This is a genomic window from Nostoc sp. (assembly GCF_036919615.1).
In the GTDB taxonomy this organism is placed as follows: domain Bacteria; phylum Cyanobacteriota; class Cyanobacteriia; order Cyanobacteriales; family Nostocaceae; genus Nostoc.
Window position 1 is genome coordinate 61,825 of the sequence record NZ_JBALCN010000003.1, and the last position, 24,635, is coordinate 86,459.

General features: G+C 41.1%; 16 protein-coding genes. 10 read left to right on the forward strand and 6 right to left on the reverse strand.

Annotated features, from left to right (window positions below; all coding sequences use genetic code 11):
* Window positions 1-416: 416 nt before the first annotated feature.
* Window positions 417-650, reverse strand: a complete 234-nt coding sequence (locus V7K48_RS01135; RefSeq protein WP_335068790.1) for a hypothetical protein — start codon at window positions 648-650, stop codon at window positions 417-419.
* 45 nt (window positions 651-695) lie between these two features.
* On the opposite strand from V7K48_RS01135, the gene V7K48_RS01140 reads away from it, so the two are divergent.
* Window positions 696-899: a type II toxin-antitoxin system HicB family antitoxin gene (locus tag V7K48_RS01140; protein ID WP_335068793.1), complete on the forward strand. Its 204-nt coding sequence runs from the start codon at window positions 696-698 to the stop codon at window positions 897-899.
* Between the two features lie 232 nt (window positions 900-1,131).
* On the opposite strand, the gene V7K48_RS01145 is transcribed toward V7K48_RS01140, so the two are convergent.
* Window positions 1,132-6,831, reverse strand: coding sequence for an alpha-2-macroglobulin family protein (locus tag V7K48_RS01145; RefSeq protein ID WP_335068795.1), 5,700 nt, complete (start codon window positions 6,829-6,831; stop codon window positions 1,132-1,134).
* A gap of 589 nt (window positions 6,832-7,420) precedes the next feature.
* On the opposite strand from V7K48_RS01145, the gene pbpC reads away from it, so the two are divergent.
* From pbpC to V7K48_RS01160, 3 genes are all read left to right on the forward strand, one after another.
* Entirely contained in the window at window positions 7,421-9,829 is a 2,409-nt protein-coding gene (pbpC, locus tag V7K48_RS01150) for a penicillin-binding protein 1C (RefSeq protein WP_335068797.1), read from the forward strand.
* Between the two features lie 1,081 nt (window positions 9,830-10,910).
* A complete protein-coding gene (locus V7K48_RS01155; RefSeq protein ID WP_335068799.1) occupies window positions 10,911-12,281 on the forward strand; it encodes a PQQ-dependent sugar dehydrogenase in 1,371 nt (456 codons plus the stop codon).
* Between the two features lie 205 nt (window positions 12,282-12,486).
* Window positions 12,487-12,642: a hypothetical protein gene (locus tag V7K48_RS01160; protein WP_335068801.1), complete on the forward strand. Its 156-nt coding sequence runs from the start codon at window positions 12,487-12,489 to the stop codon at window positions 12,640-12,642.
* A gap of 95 nt (window positions 12,643-12,737) precedes the next feature.
* Here V7K48_RS01160 and V7K48_RS01165 read toward each other — a convergent pair whose 3' ends face one another.
* Complete coding sequence (locus tag V7K48_RS01165; protein ID WP_335068803.1) at window positions 12,738-13,667, reverse strand: NmrA family NAD(P)-binding protein; 930 nt, start codon at window positions 13,665-13,667, stop codon at window positions 12,738-12,740.
* A 265-nt stretch (window positions 13,668-13,932) separates the two neighbouring features.
* On the opposite strand from V7K48_RS01165, the gene V7K48_RS01170 reads away from it, so the two are divergent.
* The 5 genes from V7K48_RS01170 (at window position 13,933) to V7K48_RS01190 (ending at window position 19,782) form a co-directional block, all read left to right on the forward strand.
* Window positions 13,933-14,976: a nitrilase-related carbon-nitrogen hydrolase gene (locus V7K48_RS01170; RefSeq protein ID WP_335068805.1), complete on the forward strand. Its 1,044-nt coding sequence runs from the start codon at window positions 13,933-13,935 to the stop codon at window positions 14,974-14,976.
* Window positions 14,977-15,119: 143 nt separating this feature from the next.
* On the forward strand, window positions 15,120-16,541 hold the full coding sequence (locus V7K48_RS01175) for an aldehyde dehydrogenase family protein (RefSeq protein WP_335068807.1): 1,422 nt from the start codon (window positions 15,120-15,122) through the stop codon (window positions 16,539-16,541).
* A gap of 367 nt (window positions 16,542-16,908) precedes the next feature.
* Complete coding sequence (locus V7K48_RS01180) at window positions 16,909-17,355, forward strand: DUF3598 family protein (RefSeq protein WP_335068809.1); 447 nt, start codon at window positions 16,909-16,911, stop codon at window positions 17,353-17,355.
* Window positions 17,356-17,516: 161 nt separating this feature from the next.
* Entirely contained in the window at window positions 17,517-18,905 is a 1,389-nt protein-coding gene (gene hisS, locus V7K48_RS01185; protein WP_335068811.1) for a histidine--tRNA ligase, read from the forward strand.
* Window positions 18,906-19,146: 241 nt separating this feature from the next.
* Window positions 19,147-19,782, forward strand: a complete 636-nt coding sequence (locus V7K48_RS01190; protein WP_335068813.1) for a restriction endonuclease subunit R — start codon at window positions 19,147-19,149, stop codon at window positions 19,780-19,782.
* Between the two features lie 447 nt (window positions 19,783-20,229).
* On the opposite strand, the gene V7K48_RS01195 is transcribed toward V7K48_RS01190, so the two are convergent.
* The 3 genes from V7K48_RS01195 to V7K48_RS01205 all read right to left on the reverse strand — a co-directional run bounded on the left by V7K48_RS01195 (window position 20,230) and on the right by V7K48_RS01205 (window position 23,119).
* Window positions 20,230-21,468 (reverse strand): GUN4 domain-containing protein, encoded by a 1,239-nt coding sequence (locus V7K48_RS01195; RefSeq protein ID WP_335068815.1) that lies wholly within the window; start codon window positions 21,466-21,468, stop codon window positions 20,230-20,232.
* 250 nt (window positions 21,469-21,718) lie between these two features.
* A complete protein-coding gene (locus V7K48_RS01200; RefSeq protein WP_335068816.1) occupies window positions 21,719-22,771 on the reverse strand; it encodes a glycerate kinase in 1,053 nt (350 codons plus the stop codon).
* A gap of 15 nt (window positions 22,772-22,786) precedes the next feature.
* On the reverse strand, window positions 22,787-23,119 hold the full coding sequence (locus V7K48_RS01205) for a DUF565 domain-containing protein (RefSeq protein WP_335068818.1): 333 nt from the start codon (window positions 23,117-23,119) through the stop codon (window positions 22,787-22,789).
* 557 nt (window positions 23,120-23,676) lie between these two features.
* Between V7K48_RS01205 and V7K48_RS01210 the strand changes: the two genes are divergently transcribed.
* The gene (locus tag V7K48_RS01210; protein ID WP_335068820.1) at window positions 23,677-24,309 is read left to right on the forward strand and encodes a hypothetical protein; all 633 of its coding nucleotides are present in this window, start codon (window positions 23,677-23,679) and stop codon (window positions 24,307-24,309) included.
* The last annotated feature ends 326 nt before the right edge of the window (window positions 24,310-24,635 follow it).

Below are 24,635 nucleotides of genomic sequence, written 5' to 3' on the forward strand. Positions count from 1 at the left end.
TATGACTGCCGATATTGTTCCGGTGCGCTAGAGGTATTGCAGCAACGATTGGGCAAATGGCGGTAGGAGATGGACATTGCCATAACAGAATGCCCCCAGTGTTAACTGGGGACTTTTGTTTACGCCTATATTTCGTCAGCAAGTTCAACCCACTAGATCCCAACACGGTTAAGTTAAAGGTAAAACTGTTTTTTTTGAACGTAGACGCTCGCACTCTACTGTTAAGCGCCCTGTTTATCTCCTATTAAAGTACTCAATTTTTCTTTATAAAACTCAGCGCATGACGCTTAAAATATGGACGCAAATTTATTTTAATAAATAAATCTTTCAAGAATTCGCAAGAAAAAAGCGAGCGCTTTTTTTGTCGATGTTGTAGGATTGCATAGGCGTAGCCCGCCGTAAGCATCGCCTGTCTTTTAACTACCGTGTTTATCTATTATTAGATTCCTCAATTTTTCTTCATCAAAACTCAGCCCATGACGCTCAAAATATGGGTGCAAATTTATTTTAATGAATAAATCTTTCAATTCTTGGGCAATTTCTTGGGGTGGATTTCCTGATAATGCGTAGGCGTAGCCCGCCGTAGGCATCGCACCTTTCAAATTTTCCCACTTCAATGACAATGCGTAGGCACAGCCCAACCCAGGCATTGCCAAAAATCATTAAAAATAGAAAAGTAGGTTCATTGTCAAGTTATGAAACTCAAAGTTGTATTAGAACCCAGTGACGAAGGCGGATACACTGTCTATGTTCCTTCACTTCCTGGCTGTATCAGCGAAGGAGAAACAGTAGAAGAAGCATTAGAGAATATCCAAGAAGCAATAGAACTTTACCTTGAGCCATTGGAAGATGAATTGATTACTCAAGAAGGCGTAATTGTCAGAGAATTGGTACTGTGAGCAAAGTTCCCAATTTACCCTACACTCAGATTCTCGCTGCTTTAAAACAGGATGGATGGATAGTCGTACGCCAGTGAGGTAGTCAGATTAGATTGGAAAAAACCTTACCAGATGAAGTTTTGAAATTAACTGTTCCATCTCATCGGCCAGTTAAGCGTTCCACCCTAGCTAAGATTTTAAAGCAGGCTCGTATGAACTTGGAAAGATTTTTAGATTAAGATGGCATAAATAATTACTTCCCATCCTCCAGTATTAATGTAGACTCAGCTGTACGGCCAAATTCTTCTGGTGCATATTGCAAGTGAACTTGGGCACCAGGCCAAGAAAATGTACCAGGAGTAACAGAACGGACTAAGTAATGCAGACTATAAACTCCTGGTTCCAGGTGGTCGGCGTAGGCGATAATGCGATCGCGGTAGATATTTTTAAAGCCAAGTTCCCAGCTATCGGCTTTTGCTTGTAATGCAGCCGTGGTAGTTTGAAAACTTGCATCCACCGCCTCAAAACCTGCTGGTAGCGGATCTTTAATTACTATATGATCCACGGGGCGATCGGCGATGATTTCTAAACCAATATCAAACACCTGTCCAGAGGCTAAAGTCAAGGGTTTATCGAAAGCATAAAGACCTGTTTTTTGTAAAACTTTCTCTTTATTTACTTGACTAATTTCACGTGTTATGCGTAAGCCGTTAAACCTACCTGGTTGATTTCCCTGCAAGCGATAATTATAAGCAACCAGATAGTGCAAAGTCCCATTACCTGACTTTTCTAGCGTTAAATCATTACGACCATGAGGTAATTGATTCATCGGCACATTCATTTGTAAGCTAGGATTTTGGTAGCCTTCAAAGCGATTTTCTCCTAACTTCTTACCAGCTAATTGCACTGTGGCAACAAAATTAGGCGGTGTGGGTTGCAGTTGACTATATTCTACCAGAGCTGTTAATGCTTGAGCATTATTATAGTTAGTTTGCCATGTGCCATTCCGTCGCAATGTGAGAAGACTTTGGAATAACTTATCTATAACTTCGGGTTTACTCTGCTTGGCAATAAATAGGCGTAAAGCTTGCGCTTGCGTTGTGGTAGATGAACTCATCCATCCCCAACTACCTGGTAAACTCACAACTGCTGTGCGACCAGTTTCATATATATTCTGTTGTAACTTGTTCACCAGTTGTTGAGATTCGTCTTGCCATTCTGGGAATTGAGATAAGTATCGCGCCAATTTAATTTGAGTTACTAAATCAAAATTATTGCGCTGTTCATAAATATCTGCAAGAAAAGTATTGCGTTTGTCTCCTAGTTTTGCTAGGGCTATTAAAGCATTAAATTGTAGTTGTCTTTTACACAGTTGCTGTTTACAAAAATCGTATTCTCCCGGATTTGCCAGAACTTTTTGTAGATAAGCTTTGAGGCGAGACACCATTGCAGAATCGACTAAATTAGAGAACACCTGACTGGCTTGAGCTAAAGATTCACCCGTATATGAAGAAACCCAAGGATCTGATTTTTCTTGTCCGGGGAAAGCGGCAAAACCACCATCTGCTATTTGAAGTTTTTGTAATTTTTCAATTGCTTGATTTGCCTGTTGGGTGGGATTAAATTCTGCAAATACCTGACCATATTTTTGGACAATAGTTTGCAGATTGGTAGCAATGATTAACTGACTCGCAGCAGGTTCTGTAAACGGCAAATCATCATCATCATCTAAAACCTGCTTTGCTGGTGCTTTAATTTCCGTTATCAAAGTACTCGCCAACTGAATATCTAAACCTCCCGCATCAGGGAAGGTATTTTTATCAACATTCAGGGGAATCTTCACCTTATCCCCCCCTTTGGTAAGGGGGGTTGGGGGGATTACACCAGATTCAACGACTTGTTCTGTAATTTCAATTGGCTTAATTTCCAAAGGTACTTCAAAAGCATCTGTGGCTGTATTTAGCTGAGTGGTAAAGCGAACTTTCCCAACTCCCACACTATCCGCCACCATTGGAAAGCGATAAGCATGAGTTGCAGATTCAGCTTTGGTTTGCAAAGCAATAGTTGTAGGGTTTTTCTCGGCAAACTTCACATTAGTGCTAAGTTCGCCATTAATTGAGAGATTTCCTGTATTTCCAGTGTTGTTAGTTACGGATAAACCAGCAAGGATGCGATCGCCTGGACGGGCAAATTGTGGCAAGATGGCATTAGTTAGCAGTGGCTTTGTGGTGATAAACGTCGCGTCCCCATTACCGAAGCGCAGATTTCCATCGGTGGCGACAGCCATCACCCGCCATGTAGTTAAGTCATCCGGCAATTTAAAGGTTATCTGTGCATTACCATTAGTATCAGTGAGGACAGAACCGTTGTAGTAAGCTAAGGCTTTAAAATCGGTACGGGTACGAGTATTTGCTGCACCAGTTGAGAAACCACCGCCATAACCCCAACCTTTGGGTTTGGCTACATCTTGTGGTTGTAATATTACATCCGGTCGATTATCGCTAAAGCGGGTAGATATTGGCTGTTCTGCATAAACTGTATCCACCAAATCTGGCGGACGATAACCAGAAAGTTGTAACACCGCCTCGTTCACCACCATGACTGTAAACTGTCCTTTGGTGGGGTTACCTTGATTGTCCTTCAGTTCTAGTTGTACTGTTTCCTCTGCACCAGGTTCTAATGATGCTTGCACTGGCTTAACTTGCAGTTTTAAATACTTATCTTCTAAGTTAACTTTAAAAGGTGTAAAACCAATCTTCACCAAGTTATCTAAACTTCCGGCTTCCACTTGGTTTATCGGTTTACCTTGCCTTACTAATACAGCTTCGATAGCGGCATTTGGTAGCATTTCTGGCGTGACTTGAAACTGAATTTTTGGTGTGCCTCCCTGAACTTTGATAATCTGCTGATAAAGGGGTTTGTTTTTAATCACAGCAAAGTACAATTCTGCATCTGGATAGGGAGATTGAATTAGTGCAGTAGCAGTTTCTCCTGGTTTGAACTCTTTTTTATCTAATTTAACTTCTAAGACATCTTGTTCTTTAGAACCCCAAAAAACCGGATTTCCTCCAGTTGCCCAAATTTGTAAATCTGTGGCACTTAATTCGCTTTTGGCATCGCTAAAATTAACTCTAATCCGATATGAAGCAGATTCAGGTGCTGTCAAATTTACCGATTGCGGATTGCTAGCAGATATAATTTCTGCTTGTCCTACTGTTTTATATTCAACTTGATTTTTTGGTGTTTGGCTACCTTCCACCAACTGCGTGACGCTGCTGTATTTAATTTGTTGTAATTCCAGGCGCACCCGTTGACCTATTATTGGTTTTCCTGTAGGGTCAGTAACAATCACTTCAATCGGAAAAGCTTTTCCAGCATCAGCGATAAAATTACTTTTTAACCCGATGAGGTGATTACTTGGTAGGGCTGTAAAAGTTTTGGAATTCGCTACAGACAGATTAGAAACATCTGCAACTTGTACATCTACTCGGTAAGTCATTGGATATGGTAAATCCTTAGCCACTGTTACCGTTTGGCTGGTTGTCCCATTAACATCTAATTGGGCATTAGTTTGTAACACATCACTAGATATAGTAGGAGTTTCCTCCGGCCATAACCATTGCCTACCAAAAGTAAATTCCTCCCAACCTTTAGGGATAAAATTAGCCTGCTGGCGAGTAATAAAATATTTTGCTTCTCCACCTTCTACAGGCGCACCAAACAAATAATTACCTTTAGCATTAATATCAATTTTTTCGTCAATGAGAGTAAATTCTTTATCTAAGTTGAGTTCGACTTTAAAATTAGGTGGCTTAAACTCAGCTACCCGAAATTCTCCAGAAATTTCTTGCCCGTTTTTTCCCTTAGCCTGGATTGTATGGTAGCCTAAGCGCTGAGTAGTCTTGATTGGCAATTCTAGAGAAAATGTGCCAAATTCATTTGTAGTTTGTGTACCTAAATTGGTCTTTTGTCCATCAGGATTTACCAAAGTTAATTGGTAAATAGCATTTTTATCTTGCTGAATTACACCATTTTGTAAGTAGTCTGCAAACCCAGTTAACCAGGCTTTTTCGCCTGGTTGATATAACTGTCTGTCAGAGAAAATTACCCCGCGTGATTCTGGCTTACCATCTTGCCAACTTGCATCAATGCCATATCCATAAACGCCGCTATATTCTTCAGTTCTGGCGAATGCCCAATCTTGATTTTCATGGGCAATTACTAATAATTGTGGTGATTTACTAGAGCTTTCATTCCCAGAATAACATTGCTGTAATTCTTCACGAACAATTTTAAAAGTTCCATTTTCATCAGTTTTACCCGTTGCACAAGGTAAAGGTTCGGGGCGAGATTTTGCCTGTAACTTTGATTGATAAATTTCAACAGCACTATTTTTAACTGGTGAACCATCTGTAAGATGATTAACACGAATCAAGCCTGACTCAGGAAACCATTGAGTAAATATGCCCAAATTCGTCAATTCAACTAAGCCATAAGTTATCGGTTCTCGCCACAATTCCTTACCATTCTCCTGATATTTATTAGTCCGGGCTTGCACTCCGTAAGCTAACATTCCCGTAGCAGCACTTATTTTTTCCCGGAGAGGAACAGCAATATCAACTGATTGATTTTTCTTACCTGATACCTTAAAGCTTTGCCAATCAGAAGGTTGTGGTAATAAATCATTACTATTATTAAAATAAACTAAATCTGTCGGTTTAACTGCTCGATAAGCTGCTTTGTACTTAGATTCTGGCAGATTTCCCGTACTAATATTTAGCTGTAAATCTTTACCTGTGGGGAAAATATTCAAATCTGATGGTACCCAGATATCCCCAGCTAAATCTCCAGTATCATATTTAACTGTGACAGCTTTACCCAAAGTTTGTCCAAACTTATCTTTGAGATTAGCACCGATAGTAATTGTATAAGTCTTGGCAGGTTCTAGCGCATAAGGATTGATGCCGACAATTTTATCTTCATCATTTATTTGTATAATTCTCGAAATGGCTTTTGGGGCTGGATTAATAGTAATGTTTTCTTTAGCTGAATCTGCTAATAAGACATTATTAAATTCTAGCTGCGGACTGCCTTTAAGAAATCTTCCAAAAGTTCCACCTGCATCTGGCTGTCCGTAAAAGTTAATTTTCTGAAATGCCAAAGGCGAATAAGTTACTAACTTAGTGGCAAATTCTTTTTCTGTAGAGAGATTGCCATAAGCAGGACGTATTCCTGGGGCAAATACTAAGCGATAACTAGTCGATTTTTCGAGATTTTGCTGGGGGATGAGGTTATAAATCCAATTGCGTGCTGAAGGGTCAAATTTTTCTAAAGGGTTTTCATTTTCTTCTTTTAATGGTTTTTCTTCTTTGTTTAATTCAACTTTAAAACCTGTACCTTTATTTTTTCCTTCAGAAATTAACTGTAAATGCTCTTGTACAGAAGCTAAATCTAATTTTACATTGGAAGTAAATTGTAACTTCTGTTGTAAATCAATTGGTTCAACATCAGCCTTCTCAATGGGATTGACACCTGGTAAATTAGTCAGGTTAATAGATTCAGTATTGAAAGTCCAAGGTAAATCTTTGTCTAAGCGATGATTTTTTAAATCGGCTAAACCTGCTTTGAGAGTGACTTGAAATCTTGTCGCTATTGGCAATGCTTTATCAGCTTGAAAACCCACCATCCGCGGTGTTAAAAAGCGAAACTGACCAGGTAAAGGCGGCGAAAAAGCAAATTTTTCTAATAATTTTTGTTGTTTTGGACTGTCAAGACTTTCAACTGGTATTAAAGCTTCTTTAAAACGGATGCGGATTTGGTTAAGAGATTTTGCATCCCCAATGGGACTAATTTGTTCTATCCAGTCTGGTAATTTCGGCGGTGTGAGTGGGGAAACTGTTGGGAGTTGTTCTTTACTTGAGTTGATACCAAAGAAATTACACCCTGTCATCATTAGTATAAATGTAAAGAGAAGAATAAACTGTATTGTTCTCTTCTGGCTTGAGGAATGACTAATTTTTTTTAACGAACTGCCAAGGACGCCAAGGGAGAAATTGATAACTTTATAGTTAAAACGGAGTAAAACTCTGATAATCATATTTTTAGTAATTCAAAATTAAAAATTCACAAATTATAGCCAACAAAAGTTTGCACCACTTCATTGATTGGGCAATACCAAGACTAAGAAAGTCCGCCAGATGACTAGTACCGCAAGGCGGAAGTCAAAAGTCAAAAGTATTACGGAATGGGCTTTTTAGGGTTTTTAAATGGTTGCTCTATTTACGCCGTGGCGTACTAGTTATTTGTACTCAAAGCTTTGATTTAACTATGTTTATTTACATTGATAACTAACTCAGTGTGATTGTTCCAAAAAATAACTACAATTCTTAACTATAAAGAAGTATTTAAATTTCGCAAACATTAATTTACATTTGCTAGGTTAGTAAAAATGAATTATTAAGGATTTGACATATTTACTGATGTAGATGTAAGTAAGTCGGCGGGAAAATTAAGGTAAGTTTTCTTAGACAGGGGATTCCCTGATGAAACTAATTTCACGATCGCTAACTCAAATTAAGCACAAACTGCGTCAAACGAGTAAAGTTATCCTGGTTGTGCTGCTAATCTGTCTGATGGTACACTTATTACCATATTTTGCGCCCATTCGTGCCGCAGACATTGCCCAAAATCAACTGGCAATGCAATTTAGCGATCGCAATGGTTTACCATTAGGAACATTGCTCACCCGTGACCAAGAGCATACATCAGTAGTGCCACTAAATCAGGTTTCGCCCCAGTTTATCCATGCCATTTTAGCCGCCGAAGATGGTAGCTTTTACCATCATGGGGCGTTGGACATGAAAGCTGTTGTCCGTGCCATCAAAGAAGCCATCCACGCCAAAAGAGTTGTTTCCGGCGCTTCCACTATTACTATGCAGTTGGCGCGGATGTTAGATGCTGTCCCCCGTAACTTCTCTGGTAAACTGAGTGAGGTTTGGCTATCTTGGCGGTTAGTAGCAGGGATGAATAAAGATGAAATTCTCTCTGCATATATCAATCGGCTGCCAATGGGAGGCAATATATATGGTGTGGAAGCAGCCGCGCGGACTTATTTTTCCATCCCAGCTAATGAATTGAATCTTGCTCAAGCTAGTTTGTTGGCTGCTATTCCTAATAATCCCACTTACTTTAATCCTTATGAGCATTGGGAACGGCTGAAGCAGCGACAAAAATACGTCCTCAATCGGATGGTACAGGAAAAGTATATTAGTGGGGCGATCGCAGCCCGAACACACACTGAAAAGGTTGTGTTTCAGTCTCGCCAACCAGGAATCATCGCCGCACCACACTTTTTATTTTGGTTAGCCAATCAGATCCCCCCAACCCCCCTTTTTAAGGGGGGTTGGGGGGATCAATCCGTTATTCGCACGACTATAAATCGTCCTTTACAGCAGTTTGTCGAAGCACAGGTGCAACAGGTAATTTCTTCCCTAGCTGCGAACAATGTTCATGATGCATCTGCATTGGTGATTGACAACCGCACTGGTGAAGTATTGGCTTATGTCGGTTCGCCTGATTACTTTAATGAAGCAAAACTAGGACGCAATGATGGAGTGCAGGCACTACGTCAACCAGGATCTACTCTCAAGCCTTTTGTGTATGAATTAGCTTTAGAAAAAGGTTTAATTCGTCCAAATACTATTTTGCCAGATGTACCAGCCCATTATGCAATTCCTGGTGCGAAACTTTATAGCCCCACAGACTATACCGAACGCTTTCTTGGCCCAGTAGGGGTGCGAATCGCTTTAGCAAATTCCCTAAATGTACCCGCAGTCAGGGTGTTAGAAAAGGTAGGCGTGGAAACTTTCTTAGAACGACTGCATCAGCTAGGATTTGAACACCTCAATCAAACACCAGAACATTATGGTTTAGGTTTGACTCTAGGTAGTGGCGAAGTCAGTTTATGGGAATTAGCCCGTGCCTACCTGACCATAGCACGACAAGGAGATGCTACCCCTTTAGTAAGTACATTTTCCAATTCCCCAATCCAAAATCGTTCGATTGAGCGTAGCCGTACCACTTCGTGGAAGCAAGCTACGCGTAGCGTTCCGCAGGAAAGTCCCAAATCTAAAATCCCAAATTCGACGACGATATGGCAATTAATCACCAACATACTCAGTGACAGCCATGCTCGTGCAACAGCATTTGGTGTAGACTCAGTGTTAAATTTACCCTTTGCCACTGCTGTTAAAACTGGCACTTCTTCCAATTTTCGTGATACTTGGACAGTTGGCTTCACTACCGATTACACCGTCGCTACTTGGGTAGGCAATTTCAACGGCGAACCGATGCGACAAGTTTCAGGTGTTACAGGGGCTGCACCCTTGTGGAATCGGATTATGTTACACCTGCACGAACATCAAGAACCAGCAGGTTTTCCATCTCCAGAAGGTTTAGTGCAATTACCTATTTGTGCAATTTCGGGGTTACGACCAACACCAGATTGTACCTCAGTGATGCAGGAATATTTCTATCTAGAAGATAAAAGTAATTACCAACGTGAAAATCAATTCAATTTGCCACCAGAGTATGATGAATGGTTGGCAAAACAACAGCAATCGAATTTTACTTCTACCAATTTGAGAATTTTATCTCCGCATCATGGCGATTTATTCTTACTGTATCCAGGTAAAGAAGCAAAGCAAAAACTCGAATTTAAGCTAGTGGGAAATAAATCTGCACCCGTAGAGTGGTGGCTAAATGGTGAAAAACTAGATACACAGTCAGCTAATTCTTTATTTTGGGAGCTGCATCCTGGTAATTGGACTTTGGAAGCGAGAAGCGGGGAAATGAGCGACAAAGTAAGTTTTCAGGTGGAATTAGCAAGTCTTAAACCCACGCGTCGGGGATTTTCTATTAGTAATTCTCAGATAAAGAAGAATCGCCCATAATTCAATAGTAAGTGGGCGTGAATAAATAAAGTTTTACACTCAATACCTTGCTCTAAAAAGAAGGACAAAGATAGATAAATGATGTCAGTAAGCTAACAATAACTTGTATTTGAGTATCGCCATTTTTTGCTAAAATATGATATTCAATTCCAGCTTACGTAAATTTACTAACGTAAATTCACTATAAAAATTTTCTCTATAAAAATTAAATATTAGTGAATATACGAGTTACGTTTCACTTTTATCTCAATAGGATGTAACCAAACATAGGAATCCGACTTGAATAATGATCAGCATACTGAAACTCAAGCCTTTGTCCAGCAAAGTTTTTATCTGAAAAACTTTTCATTAATCAAACCGGAGTTCTATATATGCTAGTTAAATCTAGCCAAGAGCAATATTAATCAATCAAACCTGTAATTCAGAGATTTTGATGTCACAATTAGACTTGCCCAAAAATTTATAACCCAGTCTGCTTAAGGGTTTTAGACAACATTTATATATATGTCTTCAAACAATGCAGCAATCAGTATTTAATATAGTTGCTGAGAATTGAAAGACAAAAATAGTGTTGTTTGATTTTAAGTATCTGCCCGATTTCGGATGTTATGTATTCCGTACTAGTCTTTTGGAGTATTAATTTGATTCAACAGAGATAGCATTTATTTCTTTGGTTTATTCCCAGGAAAATTTGAGGCGGGTCTATTAACTAGAATCACCTTTAATCATCTATCTGAACTCAGATTATTGGCAAATAGACTCAACTTATTGCTAGCCCCATACTTTAACAACTAGCAGAATTTTAAAAAAGCTATCTCTGAATTGACCCAAATTAAGATAAAATCTTTACTGGTTTTTTTCTTGGAAAATAAACAGTTTAAGGTTTGGAAGTCTAACTAGTGTGGAAAAAGTAGGGCTACTTAACCAAGTACATAAGTATTGAGTAATTTTCAATTCACTCAGCACTTCATTCTCAACACTCAGTGCAGTCAAAGCGTTTTTGGTCGCTACAACTAAGGCTTTAAACACAGTCTTAAGTGTAGTTATGTATTTTACTACTCACATCAAAAGGAAGTTGAAAATGTCAATTCTGTTTTCTCTACAGCCAAAACAGTGGCTCGGACGGATAGTATCTGCGCGGCTAGTTAGTTTGCTCGCTCTGCTTACTACAGTGATGCACTTCGAGGTTCTTTCCACCCCAACATTGGCCATCCCTGCAGCTGCATCTGTTGACACCAAGATTAAGGTGCCTAATACAATGAGCTATTCGCCCTTCAATATTAGCCGTTACTTGAAAGTGCCGCCCAACTTCTCCATCTCCGTTTATGCTCGCATTGCGGGTGCCCGCTTTATGGCAGTTGCTCCCAATGGCAATCTTCTAGTGTCGCAGCCCAATAGCGGTAAAGTGCTAATTGTCAGGGCAAATGGCAACAAAGACCCAATTATTTCTAACTTCGTGACAGGTCTACGCAGACCACACGACATTGTGTTTCACACGATTAACAACACCACATACCTTTATATCTCTGAGACTAATCAAATTAACCGCTTCATCTACAAATATGGAGACATAACCGCCCAAAATCGCCAAATTGTTGTAGCTCGCTTACCAGACAGCAGCACCTCGGAACTGAAAGGTGCTTACGGTCACGAACTGAAAAATATCGCACTCGATACCAACCACAAACTATATGTGTCGATCGCCTCAACATGCAACGCCTGCCTAGCAGATACTGTCAGTAACCCACGGCGGGCTGCGATTTACCAGTACAACGCTGATGGAAGCAATCCGCGGCTTTTTGCCCAAGGTTTACGCAATGCAGAAGGACTGGCATTAGTTCCTGGCACAAATGACCTTTGGGTAGCCGTTAATAATCGAGATAACATTCGCTATCCCTTCAAGGATGCCACTAACAACTACGGTAAGATTATCCCATCCTACGTAGACAACCACCCACCTGAGGAGTTCACCCGAATCCGAGATGGCGGCAACTACGGTTGGCCATTCTGCAACCCCAATCCTGACACGTCAAATGGCTTCAACTTTATGCCCTTCGACCGCGACTATCAGTTCAATGCTAATGGACGTGTTAATTGCAATGCGATGGACAAGATTGTTAAAGGTATTCAAGCGCATTCGGCTCCTTTGGGACTAACCTTCTTACAAAAGACGAACTTTCCTAGCCTGTACTCAAATGGGGTAGTTATAGGGTTGCACGGTTCATGGAATCGCCAGCAGATAACAGGCTATAAATTAGCTTACTTTCCTTGGGATAGTACGAAAAAGCTCCCAGGGAACCAGATAGATTTAGTGAGCGGCTGGGTAGTTGCAGGAACGCAACAAATCTGGGGGCGACCCGTGGATACGGTAGTGGATCAGCAGGGTAATTTGTTAATCTCGGATGACTACAGCGGCACCATCTACAAGCTCTCCTACACGCCGCCACGCTGACCGAATTTACGATGTTTAAATAATGGCAAAATGGAATTGAATCAGACTTACATCTAAAATTTAAAAAGCGCAAAGTCTGAGCGGCTGATGATAGCGATCGCGGTCTGGGATGTAATATAGGCTTTGGTAAGAACGCACAGATGTTCGCCCTCATAACAGATGGGGAAAGTGTCAAAGTCTATATTAAAAGCAACAAACTCAAACTATGACTCAGCAACCAACTGGTCTGGACAATAAAGCTGTATTTGAGCAGTTGTGGGAAATTACAAAGGAACTCCACCAAAAACTGGAGGCTCGTTTTCAGTTACATCCAGACCCTTCTACACAAGATTTACAGCAATACCGCAGTCTCGATGACTAAGATTTCCACCCACCTTGAAAGGGCTAGTCCTAGTCTAGTTGCTCAGAGCAACTGGTTAAAGGTAGACAAACTTTTGCCACAGTGTACTAATCCGATCACAGACTTTCGTAGGTGAGTTCCGCATTTGCCCAATTGGTTTCTGCCAGAAATTCCCTAAATGTAGTCAAAAGTCCAGGAAACTCCTCTTCTCGTAAACGCTGGACATCGGCTTGATAACCTTGTTTGCGATACCACTGAATCAAATCGAACAGTTCCTTTTGCAGCAAGAGTAAGAAAATCCAGGCGGGTGTCTCTTTGTGGACAACTTTCATCCCCTGCGCTTGGGAAAATGCCTCTGCCATCTGCTTTGGAGTCAGCACATCACCAGCTAGCTCAATTTCTTGACCAATATACTTGGTGGGATGTTTGATTACGTAGGCAGCAACGCGACCCATGTCCTTGGTTGTAATTAGATGAAGGGGCTTATCTGGTTGAATGGAAAACGGGAAACTACCTTTAAGGATGGAAGGTCGCGTGTACTTCTTCCAAAACTCCTCCATAAACAAGCAGGCTCGCAACATAGTAGTCGGTAAGCCAGCTTCTTTGAGAATTTGCTCTACTTGGTACTTTTGCTCAATGCGGGGGATTCCGGAATTCCTGTCTGCCCCACCTGCGGAATTGTAGACAAAGTGCTTAATGTCAGCAAGCTTTGCAACTTGTGCAACTCGCCTTGCCCTCTCCACCTCTAGCGGGTCAATTTTAGTGGAGTCCGCAGAAGTAGCGTGGCAGTAAACAGCCGAAATCCCTGCGAAGGCTGCTATAAGGGAGGTTTCATCGTTGAGGTTAGCTTTTACCAGTTCAACTCCGGCATCGTTGAGTTTTGCAAGAGTTGGACGATTAAGGTCAATTTCTCTAGTAATGACTCGCAGGTTGGTAACTCCCTGTTCGAGAAATCCCTTGATGACATTTCCACCTGTGCCGCCAGTAACTCCGATGAGTAAGACTTTATCGATGTTTGACTCCGTGCGATCGGGGAAATTTGACATTCTCTCTTCTACCTGGAGTTCTTTATTTAAATTAAGTTTATACAAAGACAGGAGAAGCAAACAATAATATAAGTAGCAATCTGATTTAAACTTTGTTGATCTGGAATATTTGGATCGCTACTATGAACCTACAATGCCGACCTAACAGTGCGTCTCCTTGGCGCAGCCTCTCGTAGAGAAGAGTTGGCTGGTCTACGCCTACGCTCTGGGGTGGCTTAGGCGTAGCCCGCCGTAGGCATCGCATCTCTGAATTGGTGAGGGAATTTTGGACAATAACACCGATAATCTCAACTCATTCCGGGCCTTGGCCCTCCAAGTTACCTGTGATGCAGTCAACCAAGCAAGCGATCGCCACCAAGCGCGATCGCTCATGCAAAACTCCATCAACCGCCTAGCTCAACAAATTGCTGCCAGTATCGCTTTCATTGGCTTTGATTGTCGTTTAATTGTACTGCCAGAATATTTCTTGACTGGTTTCCCGATGGGAGATTCTCTCTTAGGGTGGGCAGAAAAAGCCTGTATAGAAATGGCTGGTGCTGAGTATGAGGCGCTTGGTAAAATTGCTCAAAAGCATAAAATCTTTTTGGCTGGCAATGCCTACGAAGTTGACCCCAACTTTCCCAGATTGTACTTCCAAACCTGCTTTATTCTTGACCCCTCTGGCTCAATCGTCTTGCGGTATCGGCGGCTAAATTCCTTGTTTGCTCCCACCCCCCATGATGTTTGGGATAAGTATCTCGACTGCTATGGTTTGGAGGGAGTTTTCCCTGTTGCCAAAACGGAGATCGGTAATTTGGCAGCTTTAGCATCAGAAGAAATTTTGTATCCAGAAGTGGCGCGGTGTCTGGCGATGCGAGGAGCGGAGATTTTTCTGCATTCCACCTCGGAAGTGTATAACAAAAACCTCACACCTAAAGACGCAGCAAAAATCACTCGCGCCGTCGAAAATCTGGCATACGTAGTTTCAGCTAATACCGCAGGCATCGCTAATATTGCCATCCCCATAGCTTCGGCTGATGGTGGCTCTAAAATCATTGACCATCGCGGAATCGTTTTAGCAGAAACAGGTACAGGTGAAAGCATGGCAGCTTTCGCAGAGATTGACATAGCCGCATTACGCCGCGATCGCCGCCGACCGGGGTTAAATAATTTACTTGCACGCCAACGATTTGAACTATACGCCGAAAGTTATCGCCAGTCACACTTTTACCCTGCTAATACTATGCTAAAAGGAGAAGTAGACCGCAAACACTTCCTCCAAACGCAGCAAGCCACCATTGAGCGGTTAGCCAAATTGGGGATAATTTGAATCGGGGAATGGGGCGTTGGGCAGAAGAATTTTAGATTTTGGATTTTGGATTTGGGATTGAAGAAAAAATCTAAAATCTAAAATCCAAAATTGAATAACTCCTACCTCCTAACTCCTGCCTCCTACCTCCTGCCTCCTGCCTCATGACAAAAACAATAGAAGTCCGCAATCCCCGAACTGGCAAATTTGACTACGTAATTATCCCACCGCCTCCAAGGCTGCTGGTACAGCAATGTAACCGCAGCCGCAGAGCGCAAGTTCGCTGGCAGCAGTTGGGTTTAGAGGGGAGAATAGAAGCCTTACAGCAATGGAAAAAAGCCATATTATCCGGGCGCGATCGCTTAACGGAAGCTTTGGTAAATGATACGGGAAGATTGTCAACCTCAGTATTAGAAATAGATTCTTTCCTCTCTAGCATCGATCGCTGGTGTAGATTAGCGCCGGAATTGCTGCAAGAATCTGCAAAAAATACAGCCATTCCGTTTATCGCCTTGCAACAAACATCCGTTCCTTATCCCCTAGTTGGGATAATTAGTCCGTGGAATTTTCCCCTGTTGCTGTCTAACATTGATGCCATTCCGGCATTGTTGGCGGGTTGTGCTGTCATTATCAAACCCAGTGAAATTGCTCCCCGCTTCGTAGCACCACTGACAACAGCACTCAACGCCGTTCCCAATTTGCGCGATGTATTAACTTTTGTTGAAGGAGCAGGCGCAACCGGAACTATTTTGATTGAAAATGTAGATTTGGTATGTTTTACAGGCAGTGTAGCGACAGGGCGAAAAGTAGCAGAAGCTGCTGCTAAACGGTTTATTCCAGCTTTTTTAGAATTAGGGGGAAAAGATCCTGCGATCGTCTTGGAATCAGCCAATTTAGAATTAGCAACCTCAGCAATATTGTGGGGTTCCGTCGTCAACACCGGACAGTCATGCCTATCAATTGAGCGAATTTATGTTGCTGAATCGATATTTGAAAAGTTTTACCATCAACTAGTAGCCAAAGCTTATCGCCTTGAGCTAGCCTACCCTACAGTCGAAAGTGGAGAAATTGGCCCCATCATCGCCGAAAGACAAGCAGCAATTATTAGCGACCATCTCTTAGATGCAGTTGAAAAGGGAGCAGTAATTCACTGCGGCGGTGTAATTGAAGACTTAGGTGGAGGTTGGTGGTGTCGTCCGACAGTTCTCACCCAGGTTAATCATTCTATGAAAGTGATGACCGAAGAGACTTTTGGCCCGATTATGCCAATAATGCCTTTTTCGACAGTAGAGGAAGCAGTCTCTCTAGCAAACGACTCAATTTATGGATTGAGTGCTGCTGTGTTTGCCGAGTCAGAAGCAGAAGCCTTAAAAGTTGCCCACCAGATAGATGCAGGTGCCATCAGTATCAACGATGCTGCACTCACCGCCCTCATGCATGAGGGAGAGAAAAACGCCTTTAAATTCTCTGGTTTAGGAGGGTCACGCATGGGTACGGCAGCGTTGAAACGGTTCATGCGAAAAAAAGCTATTTTGATCAAAACTAACGCTACTAATGACCCTTGGTGGTTTGATAGTCAAGCTTGACACTCTCAGTTAATAAATTAAAATGTAGGGTGCGTTATCTCTGAGAGTACGGCACCATCAACAATTCAAGGTGTCTTAGCCTACGGCATAACACACCCTACTACAAATTTATGTGGATTCATATACATTGAATTTTTCTTGCCGACTTACTTAATGTATCGACTCACAATGGCATTGCATCGACTCACAATGGCATTGTATCAACTCACAATGCGATTGTATCGATTTACAATGGCATTGTATCGACTTACAATGCCAATGCTAATATTCAGCAGTTTTTGTAGGGTGAGCATTGCTTAGCCACTGAAACTGTTATTTTTACCTTGTGTTGTACGCCTTACCTATGTTTATTGAGAGGTGAATTGCAATGTCAAATATTCGAGAAGAAATGCCCGTACTTGCCCGTCATCAAGGAGATTGGGTAGGAACTTATACATTAGTTGATACAGCAGGAAAAATCCTTGACAAGTATGAGTCTCACTTAACTTGTCAATTTCCAGAAAATGGCCCTCATCCCTACTATCAAATCAATCGCTACAATTGGTCTGATGGTAAACGAGAAGAGTATGAATTTCCAGGAAGCTATAAAGATAATAAACTCTGGTTTGACACCGATCGCATTCAAGGAAAAGCTTGGGAAGTAGATGATTCAGTTGTTATTTTGTGGTTTGCTTATAAGACAAACCCAGAAATGACCTTATATGAAATGATCTACATTAGTCCTGACAATAACAATCGTGCCCGCACTTGGCATTGGTTTAAGAATAATCAAATCTTTCAACGTACCCTAATTCAAGAAGAACGGCTAAAATAGTAATTTCTCCCCTCAGAAATAAGCACTCATTTTTTTATTCTCCAGTAGTTTTGTAGTTTTGTAGGGTGTGTTATGCCGCAGGCTAACACACCATCTTAGATTTTCAGTGTATTATTGGACATTAGTCCTAATGCACCCTGCCAGATTAGTAAGGTACATGCATGCCAAAAGGTGACAAAATAAACTTTTCGACTCCTAGCGGTTTTCCAGAATTTCTGCCTAGTGAAAAGCGTCTAGAATTATATTTGCTAGATATCATCCGTAGAGTTTTTGAAAGCTATGGATTTACGCCCATCGAAACACCTGCTGTAGAACGTTTAGAAGTGCTGCAAGCTAAAGGGAATCAAGGCGATAATATCATTTATGGCATTGATCCCATCCTGCCACCAAATCGACAAGCTGAGAGAGATAAATCGGGTGAAACTGGTTCGGAAGCAAGAGCTTTAAAGTTTGATCAAACAGTTCCTTTGGCAGCTTATATTGCTCGTCACATGAATGAATTAACCTTTCCCTTTGCCCGCTACCAAATGGATGTGGTTTTTCGGGGAGAACGGGCAAAAGATGGACGTTTTCGTCAGTTTCGTCAGTGTGATATTGATGTAGTTGCTCGTCGTGAACTCAGTTTGCTCTATGATGCTCAGATGCCTGCAATTATCACTGAGATATTTGAAGCAATTAATATTGGTGATTTTCTGATTCGCATCAATAATCGCAAAGTTCTTACTGGTTTTTTTAAGTCAGTAGGAATTGCCGAAGACAAAATTAAATCGTGTATTGGTATTGTTGATAATCTAGAAAAAATTGGTGAGAATAAAGTAAAACAAGATTTAGAGAAAGAGGGCATTTTAGCAGAACAAGCTCAAAAGATTATTGATTTTATTAAAATTAATGGTTCGGTTGATGAAATATTAGATAAGCTCAAGCACCTCGCAGAAAATCTGTCAGAAACCGAGCAATTGAGCTTGGGAGTTACCGAATTAGAAACGGTAATTGCAGGCGTGCGTAATCTCGGAGTTGCCGAAAATCGTTTCTGTATTGATTTATCCATTGCCCGTGGTCTTGATTACTATACTGGTACAGTTTACGAAACAACTTTATTAGGACATGAAGCATTAGGTAGTATTTGTTCTGGTGGAAGATATGAAGAATTAGTCGGGGTATTTTTGGGTGAGAAAATGCCTGGTGTAGGCATTTCTATCGGCTTAACTCGCTTAATTAGTCGTTTACTAAAAGCTGGTATTCTTAGTACCTTAGCTGCTACACCAGCCCAGGTGATGGTAGTGAATATGCAAGATGATTTAATGCCAACTTATTTAAAAGTTTCTCAACATCTGCGTCAGGCTGGAATTAATGTTATAACTAACTTTGATAAGCGTCCCTTGGGTAAACAATTTCAGCTAGCTGATAAACAAGGAATTCAGTTTTGTGTAATTATTGGTTCTGAAGAAGCAGCAACCCAAAAGTCCTCGCTCAAAGATTTGAAAACAGGTGAGCAAGTAGAAGTCCTACTGGTAGATTTGCCTGAGGAAGTAAAAAGAAGACTTGGCTAATATACTTCTAAAATCTCTTTTTCTCTCTGCGCCCTCCGCGTCTCTGCGGTTCAAAAGCTTTTTATTTAACCACAGAGGCACAGAGAACACAGAGTCAAGAAGTTAAAGAGGAGTTTCTTAAGGGTTAGTATTTGATTAACTAACAAATCTTTTTCGTTGAAGTTGGTCAGTCAAGCAGGGGTTAACATAGGTTTTATATAGGTAACTTGGATTGGGTTGCACCTTAATCAAGCAAAAATATATGACAATTCTCGACGCTCGTAATTTGTCCTTAGAAGAAGTTCAGCGTCTGTTTGGCTTTCAACAACAATACAGTGAGTCATTTTCTAACTACTTATCTCTGGAACCTCTCACGGAAATAGAACAGCAGGAAATTCTGCAAATTAGAAATGACTTTGGACGCTACCTTACAGCAGGCAAAGTTTCTGAAGGTCAGGTAAAGTTTCTTGCAGTTGCGCCTTTACTAAGATTAGCTAGTTTTTATCGCTATCCTATTGAGATTGTTTTAGAGGAAAATATTGCTGATATTGAAGTTGAAGATGAAAATATCAAAATTAAAGGTAGATTTGATATTTTAGCTATTAGTAAAGCTAAACATACAAAACCTCAAACATATTTTTGGGTGCTATTAATTGAATCTAAAAATAGCCAGATTGATATATCAACAGGTTTGCCTCAGCTACTCACATACTCTTATAAAAATTTAGATAATCAAAAATCAGTTTGGGGATTAGCAACTAATGGTAGAAGTTACCAGTTTGTTTATATTGAACAAGGAAATCCCCCTATTTATTATCTGTTGTCAGAATTAAATTTAATGGAGAGAGAACGTTCAAGTCAGTTGTTACAAACTCTAAAAGCAATTTCTCAGCTTTAATTGACTTTTGACTTTTGACTTTTGATTTTTGACTTCCCGTTAGGGTTGGCATCCAGTGTTTTTGAAGTTGGGTAAAACTCTGGATGAATACGCTGCAAAGTATCGAGGATTATGCAAAAAATACCGCCCTCAAGCAAAAAAAGAAACCGCAACTACTGGGGAAGCAAGTTATTACTAGGGTTAAAGGCTAAAGCAAAGGTGAAAAAATCGTCTCCAGGACAAATGAGACTACCTTGAGATGAATGGGAAGCAACTAACCAAGAAATAGAAAAAGTAGCGAGCAGATTTATCTTTGCTAATTGCTACGACAGTAAAAAAGCTAGTATTGTACTACAAGCACAACAATAAGACTTTTTTTCTGCCCCGTACCAGGTAACGGAAACGTAGAAACCGCAATACTTCGTGCGAAATGACTTGTTTGTGAATCTTCACAAATTCCTGTAAGCTTTATATGTTACTACAAGTCTCGACGCGAGAGAAGAACCTCACTCCACTATTCCTAAAACCAAATTCCCTCCATCCCAATTCACCCTTTTCAACCATTAAAAATTCCAAAATTCCTATCCTTATCAACTCCCTCCAAAGGGCAGGTAAATGTCCTTGCGGAGAGTTTTTTGTAAAGGTCAGGTCTGAGTAAGATAGCCACTCTTTATTAAAAAATATTCCTTTTCGCCATCCGACGCGATCGCCAAACTTTTCGTAGTCTTTTCCAACGCTTTTCCAAATGCGCTTTTGCACACTAAACCCAAAGTGCCCATCACTGTATTTTACCCACAGTTGGTCAATGGTGCGTAAGTCAGTGCAAGGAAAGTTGTTAATAGATTCAAGATCAAGCCAGCCTTTTTGTTCTCTGTCTGATGCTTTGAGCATAACAGCCAGAGTTTCTTGATCCGCTTCTTTCCAATTCCCAGCTTTCAGTAAATCGCGCAACCGCCTGTAGTCTACACCTTTCTCAGAGAGGAGATCATTACCAGTAGATTGTTGTTCTAGTCGCAGCTTCTCGGCTTCTTCTTGTACTCGTTGTCTTTGCAGCCTATCTGCTTTTTCTTGTTCTTGTTGTCTTTGTAGTCTTTCTGCTTCCTGTCTTTGTGTCCTATCTGCTTCTTCTTTTTGTTCCTGTAACCGCAGCCTTTCTCGTTGCTGTTGTTGTAATTTTCTTGTTTCCTCTTCTTGTTCCCGTAGTCGCAGCTTATCTGCTTCCTGTTTTTGCCTTCGTTCGTCTCTTTCCTTCTTTAGCTTCTCAGCAGTCGCCCGAATTCCTCTAGCTACATCTGTGAAGGCTTCATCTTGATTGTGCCAATTCCTTGACACTACAGGTTCAGCATTCTTAGGCAAAGCTTGAAGTTTTGCAAATGGTGCGCCACTCCAATCAACGCTTCGCAGAATAACCGGTATAACACAAGCATCTCCAGCATGGTGACGTTTTATCGCCTTCTTAACTTCGACATCCCAGCAATATTTAGAAAAAAGAAAATCTGAACTGATGAGTAACAGAATAATGTCGGCTGTGTTTAGATTATCGTTAATTTGGTGATCCCACTCCTGTCCAGGTAGTATCTTGCGATCATGCCAGCTTGAAATCACACCCTGCCATTCTAATATGGTCAGGTGTTTAGCTAGTTCATCCCGTAGAGCTTCGTCTTTGTGAGAATAAGAAAAGAAAAGCTGTAACGATACCTCTGGCATTTTTGGTCTAAGGAGTAGGATAAATCACGCTTTAAGCAAATTATAGTGTTTTTAGCTGATTGGCTTAAGAACTAATATCATGTCTGTTTGATTACTTATTAAACTTCAAGAACCCCACCCTGCCAAAGCTACGCTTTGTCTCCCCTCCCCGCAAGCGAGGAGGGGATTAAGGGGAGGGGTGCAATGACTGTGGGAATCATAACTAATTACCCAGACATGATATTAGGAGTTTGAAGTTACGAGTTACGAATTACGAATTAGCCCGATCGCAATACACTTCACCAAAGCTATGATTGCCATGAATCTCAATCACTAGATCAACCACTGTTGCATCTTTCACCAACGGCTTGATGAATAATTCTGGGTGAAGCGATCGCCAAAAATAATTGACAAATTGCTCTATATCTGCACTGCTCATCCCTGATTTACCCGTAGCAATCATCTGCTGTTCCGCCTGTTTGCGCCACTCCAAAGAATAGCGGTAATCGGTGGGATATAACAAAATTAAGCTGTTTAATCGCTTCCACAGTGGTAAATAATCGTGAAGGCGATGATTAATATCACGGGCAAATGCTCTATCTTCATCTGTGATAATTGGTGGCGGTGCAGTATTAAATATATCTGGGTCAATTGGTCGCACACTCACAAACCAACCTTCAAATAGTACAATATCTACACCTGTGACCATTTCTGGAGTCGTGCGATCGCCAGCGCCGCCATAAGCAGATTTATCAAAGCGGGGAACCATAACTGGACTTTGCAACTGGCAGATTTGATCTAGTACATTTAAACCTAAATCGATATCGTGGGTTCCTGGTGGGCCGCGCCAAATCAAGCGGGGATCTTGCTGTGTTAAAACCAAGCGATCGCTATAAGTTTTGTATAAGTCATCCAAAGACAAACTCAGAGTGTGATGCCCTAACTGTTGGAGAATCAAGCTGAGAATTTTGCACATTGTGGTTTTCCCAGTCCCTTGTCCTCCCAAAATGCCTTGAATCAGAGGGCGTCCCAACTGTTGGCGGTGCAATGCAAGTTTGATCCCCAAAGGAAGCCACAAATCCCACAATACCTGTAACATTTCCTTGGGTTCGATTTGGAGGCTAGTTAGGCAGAATTGACTAAAGGCTGGGAAGACAGATTTTAGTAAATGCGATCGCCTTTCTATCACTTCATCGACATTTTCCAGCGTGATCCCAAAAGCATTTGCCTTGACTCTATCTGCCAGCGCGGCAACTCTAGCTTGCTGCTGCCAAGTTTCCCCCACCGCATCCGTTGCCAAAATTTCACCTAGCCACAAATTCATAAATTCCCCATCTCACTACGATCCCAGCTTAAAGGCTTCGAGAAACAGGCTGTAGGTGAAACCAACTTTCAGGAGATTTAATGAGTCTACCAAGAGCGATCGCCTTGAGAAAAAGTTGCGACTATAAAATATCCTGCTGGTAATTTCCGTCAACAGTACTAAAAAAGCAGCTACCACAATGTCCAATACACCTTGTTGACCGGCTGTAGTGGAAACTGCGTTTCCCAGAAAAAAACCGAACAAAAAACTAATTATCAGCAACGATAGTCGCCGCCAAGGATTTAAAAACCATTGCCCCAAGCGTCTAGCAATGGCATTGAACAAGTTATTGAGACGAGTGTTTTGCATCAACGGGACTTCTGGGGGAAAGTCAAGATATCTTGAAATATATCTATAATTAAGGAGGATATTGGTTTTAGCCTAAGCTTGTTTGTTAATATTGTAGATATATACTGGATTTACAGTGTTGATTCAAATTTTGACATCCGATCATCTTTAGGTAAGTACAAGCCCTTAGAAGGGTGCTTATTCTAACGCCAGATTAAATATACATCTTAGATTTATCTAAGGGTTTGGCAAAGGACGCCTTGTGAGGCCGTTAGTGGTTTCACAAAATTTTTATTTTTTATAAAAATGAATTGGCTGGCTCCGGAGCTAATTTTCTTATTTTTATCCAAGCCTACGGTCAAGACAGAAAGGAATAGGTGTCTGTACGCCTTGTTGAGCAAACATAAAGTAAATAATTTCCTCCAAATATTTTCTCCTCCAAATGATACTTATAATACATTGGTATCTTTAATTTGAGGAAAGTATATATAAGGCTACTTTCTCTGATTGCCTTTTGTGATAATGGGCTACTATTTGGTCAAGCCTAGACAAAATATTTATTTCTAATAACTATCAATATGAAATCTTCAGTGTATCGTAACGTCGGTGTTACAGCTTGTTGCTTGGGACTGCTTGTTGCTCTGGTGGGATGCTTTGGAGTTAGCGTGTCCTTAGAGTCCACAAACCCAGATACATCTTCACAATCGCCAACTGAAACTAGCCAATGGGAGACAGCTTCGTCTACACCCGTTTCACCTGAAAAAGGTATTTCTGCTAGCCTATCTACTCCAGGAGCAACCCCAACCAATCAAGTAGAACATAGCGGTAAAGAGAATACTCATCCTGTCTTGGCAGATCGTGATAAATCAGCAAGCATTGTCAAGGATCAAGGGACTTTGCGAATAAGCAATCAAACAAATCAGCCTGTGCGGCTGGCTCTACTGGCGCGACAGTCGGTAGCAAAAGGTGGTACTAAACAAACTAACTATAATGTACCGGCACATTGGGATTTTGCTCCCCAAGAAGGTAGTGATAAGGGGCTGATTCTATCCCTACCTCAGAATAATTTAAAGTTGGAGAAGGGAGATATTTTAGTTGCTTTTGCAGAAGATGGTTCTCGTCGTTACTGGGGCCCCTACGTTGTCGGCGAAACTCAATTACCTAAATGGAATTCCCAAAACAGAGAATGGCAACTAGTGCTGAGTCCATAGTCCATATTTAATAGTACTGAAGAACTAGTACGGCGGGCGCGTAAATTCAGCTATCATCAGCAAGACTTGGGGCTTAAGCCCCAAGTGAAAGCTAGGCAAACTTTCGCCACAGTCTACTAGTACGCCACGGCGGAAATAGAGCAACGATTTAAAATCCTTAAAAAGCCCATTCCATAATACTTTTGAATGAGTGAATGAGTGACTTCCGCCTTGCAGTACTAGTGTGTTGGAGAAGTTTCTTCGGCGACTTAGAGCAACAGGCATTACTGAATAGGAAAAAGTGTAGAGGACTGAGTAGAGGAAAATTGTTGAATTTAAAACTCCGA

Coding starts and splice junctions, on each gene's coding strand:
- V7K48_RS01165 (WP_335068803.1), bottom strand. CDS start 13,667: ATGTCAAATTTCCCCGATCGCACGGAGTCAAACATCGATAAAGTCTTA.
- V7K48_RS01140 (WP_335068793.1), top strand. CDS start 696: ATGAAACTCAAAGTTGTATTAGAACCCAGTGACGAAGGCGGATACACT.
- pbpC (WP_335068797.1), top strand. CDS start 7,421: ATGAAACTAATTTCACGATCGCTAACTCAAATTAAGCACAAACTGCGT.
- V7K48_RS01200 (WP_335068816.1), bottom strand. CDS start 22,771: ATGAATTTGTGGCTAGGTGAAATTTTGGCAACGGATGCGGTGGGGGAA.
- V7K48_RS01195 (WP_335068815.1), bottom strand. CDS start 21,468: ATGCCAGAGGTATCGTTACAGCTTTTCTTTTCTTATTCTCACAAAGAC.
- V7K48_RS01190 (WP_335068813.1), top strand. CDS start 19,147: ATGACAATTCTCGACGCTCGTAATTTGTCCTTAGAAGAAGTTCAGCGT.
- hisS (WP_335068811.1), top strand. CDS start 17,517: ATGCCAAAAGGTGACAAAATAAACTTTTCGACTCCTAGCGGTTTTCCA.
- V7K48_RS01160 (WP_335068801.1), top strand. CDS start 12,487: ATGACTCAGCAACCAACTGGTCTGGACAATAAAGCTGTATTTGAGCAG.
- V7K48_RS01175 (WP_335068807.1), top strand. CDS start 15,120: ATGACAAAAACAATAGAAGTCCGCAATCCCCGAACTGGCAAATTTGAC.
- V7K48_RS01155 (WP_335068799.1), top strand. CDS start 10,911: ATGTCAATTCTGTTTTCTCTACAGCCAAAACAGTGGCTCGGACGGATA.
- V7K48_RS01210 (WP_335068820.1), top strand. CDS start 23,677: ATGAAATCTTCAGTGTATCGTAACGTCGGTGTTACAGCTTGTTGCTTG.
- V7K48_RS01205 (WP_335068818.1), bottom strand. CDS start 23,119: ATGCAAAACACTCGTCTCAATAACTTGTTCAATGCCATTGCTAGACGC.
- V7K48_RS01180 (WP_335068809.1), top strand. CDS start 16,909: ATGTCAAATATTCGAGAAGAAATGCCCGTACTTGCCCGTCATCAAGGA.
- V7K48_RS01145 (WP_335068795.1), bottom strand. CDS start 6,831: ATGATGACAGGGTGTAATTTCTTTGGTATCAACTCAAGTAAAGAACAA.
- V7K48_RS01135 (WP_335068790.1), bottom strand. CDS start 650: ATGCCTGGGTTGGGCTGTGCCTACGCATTGTCATTGAAGTGGGAAAAT.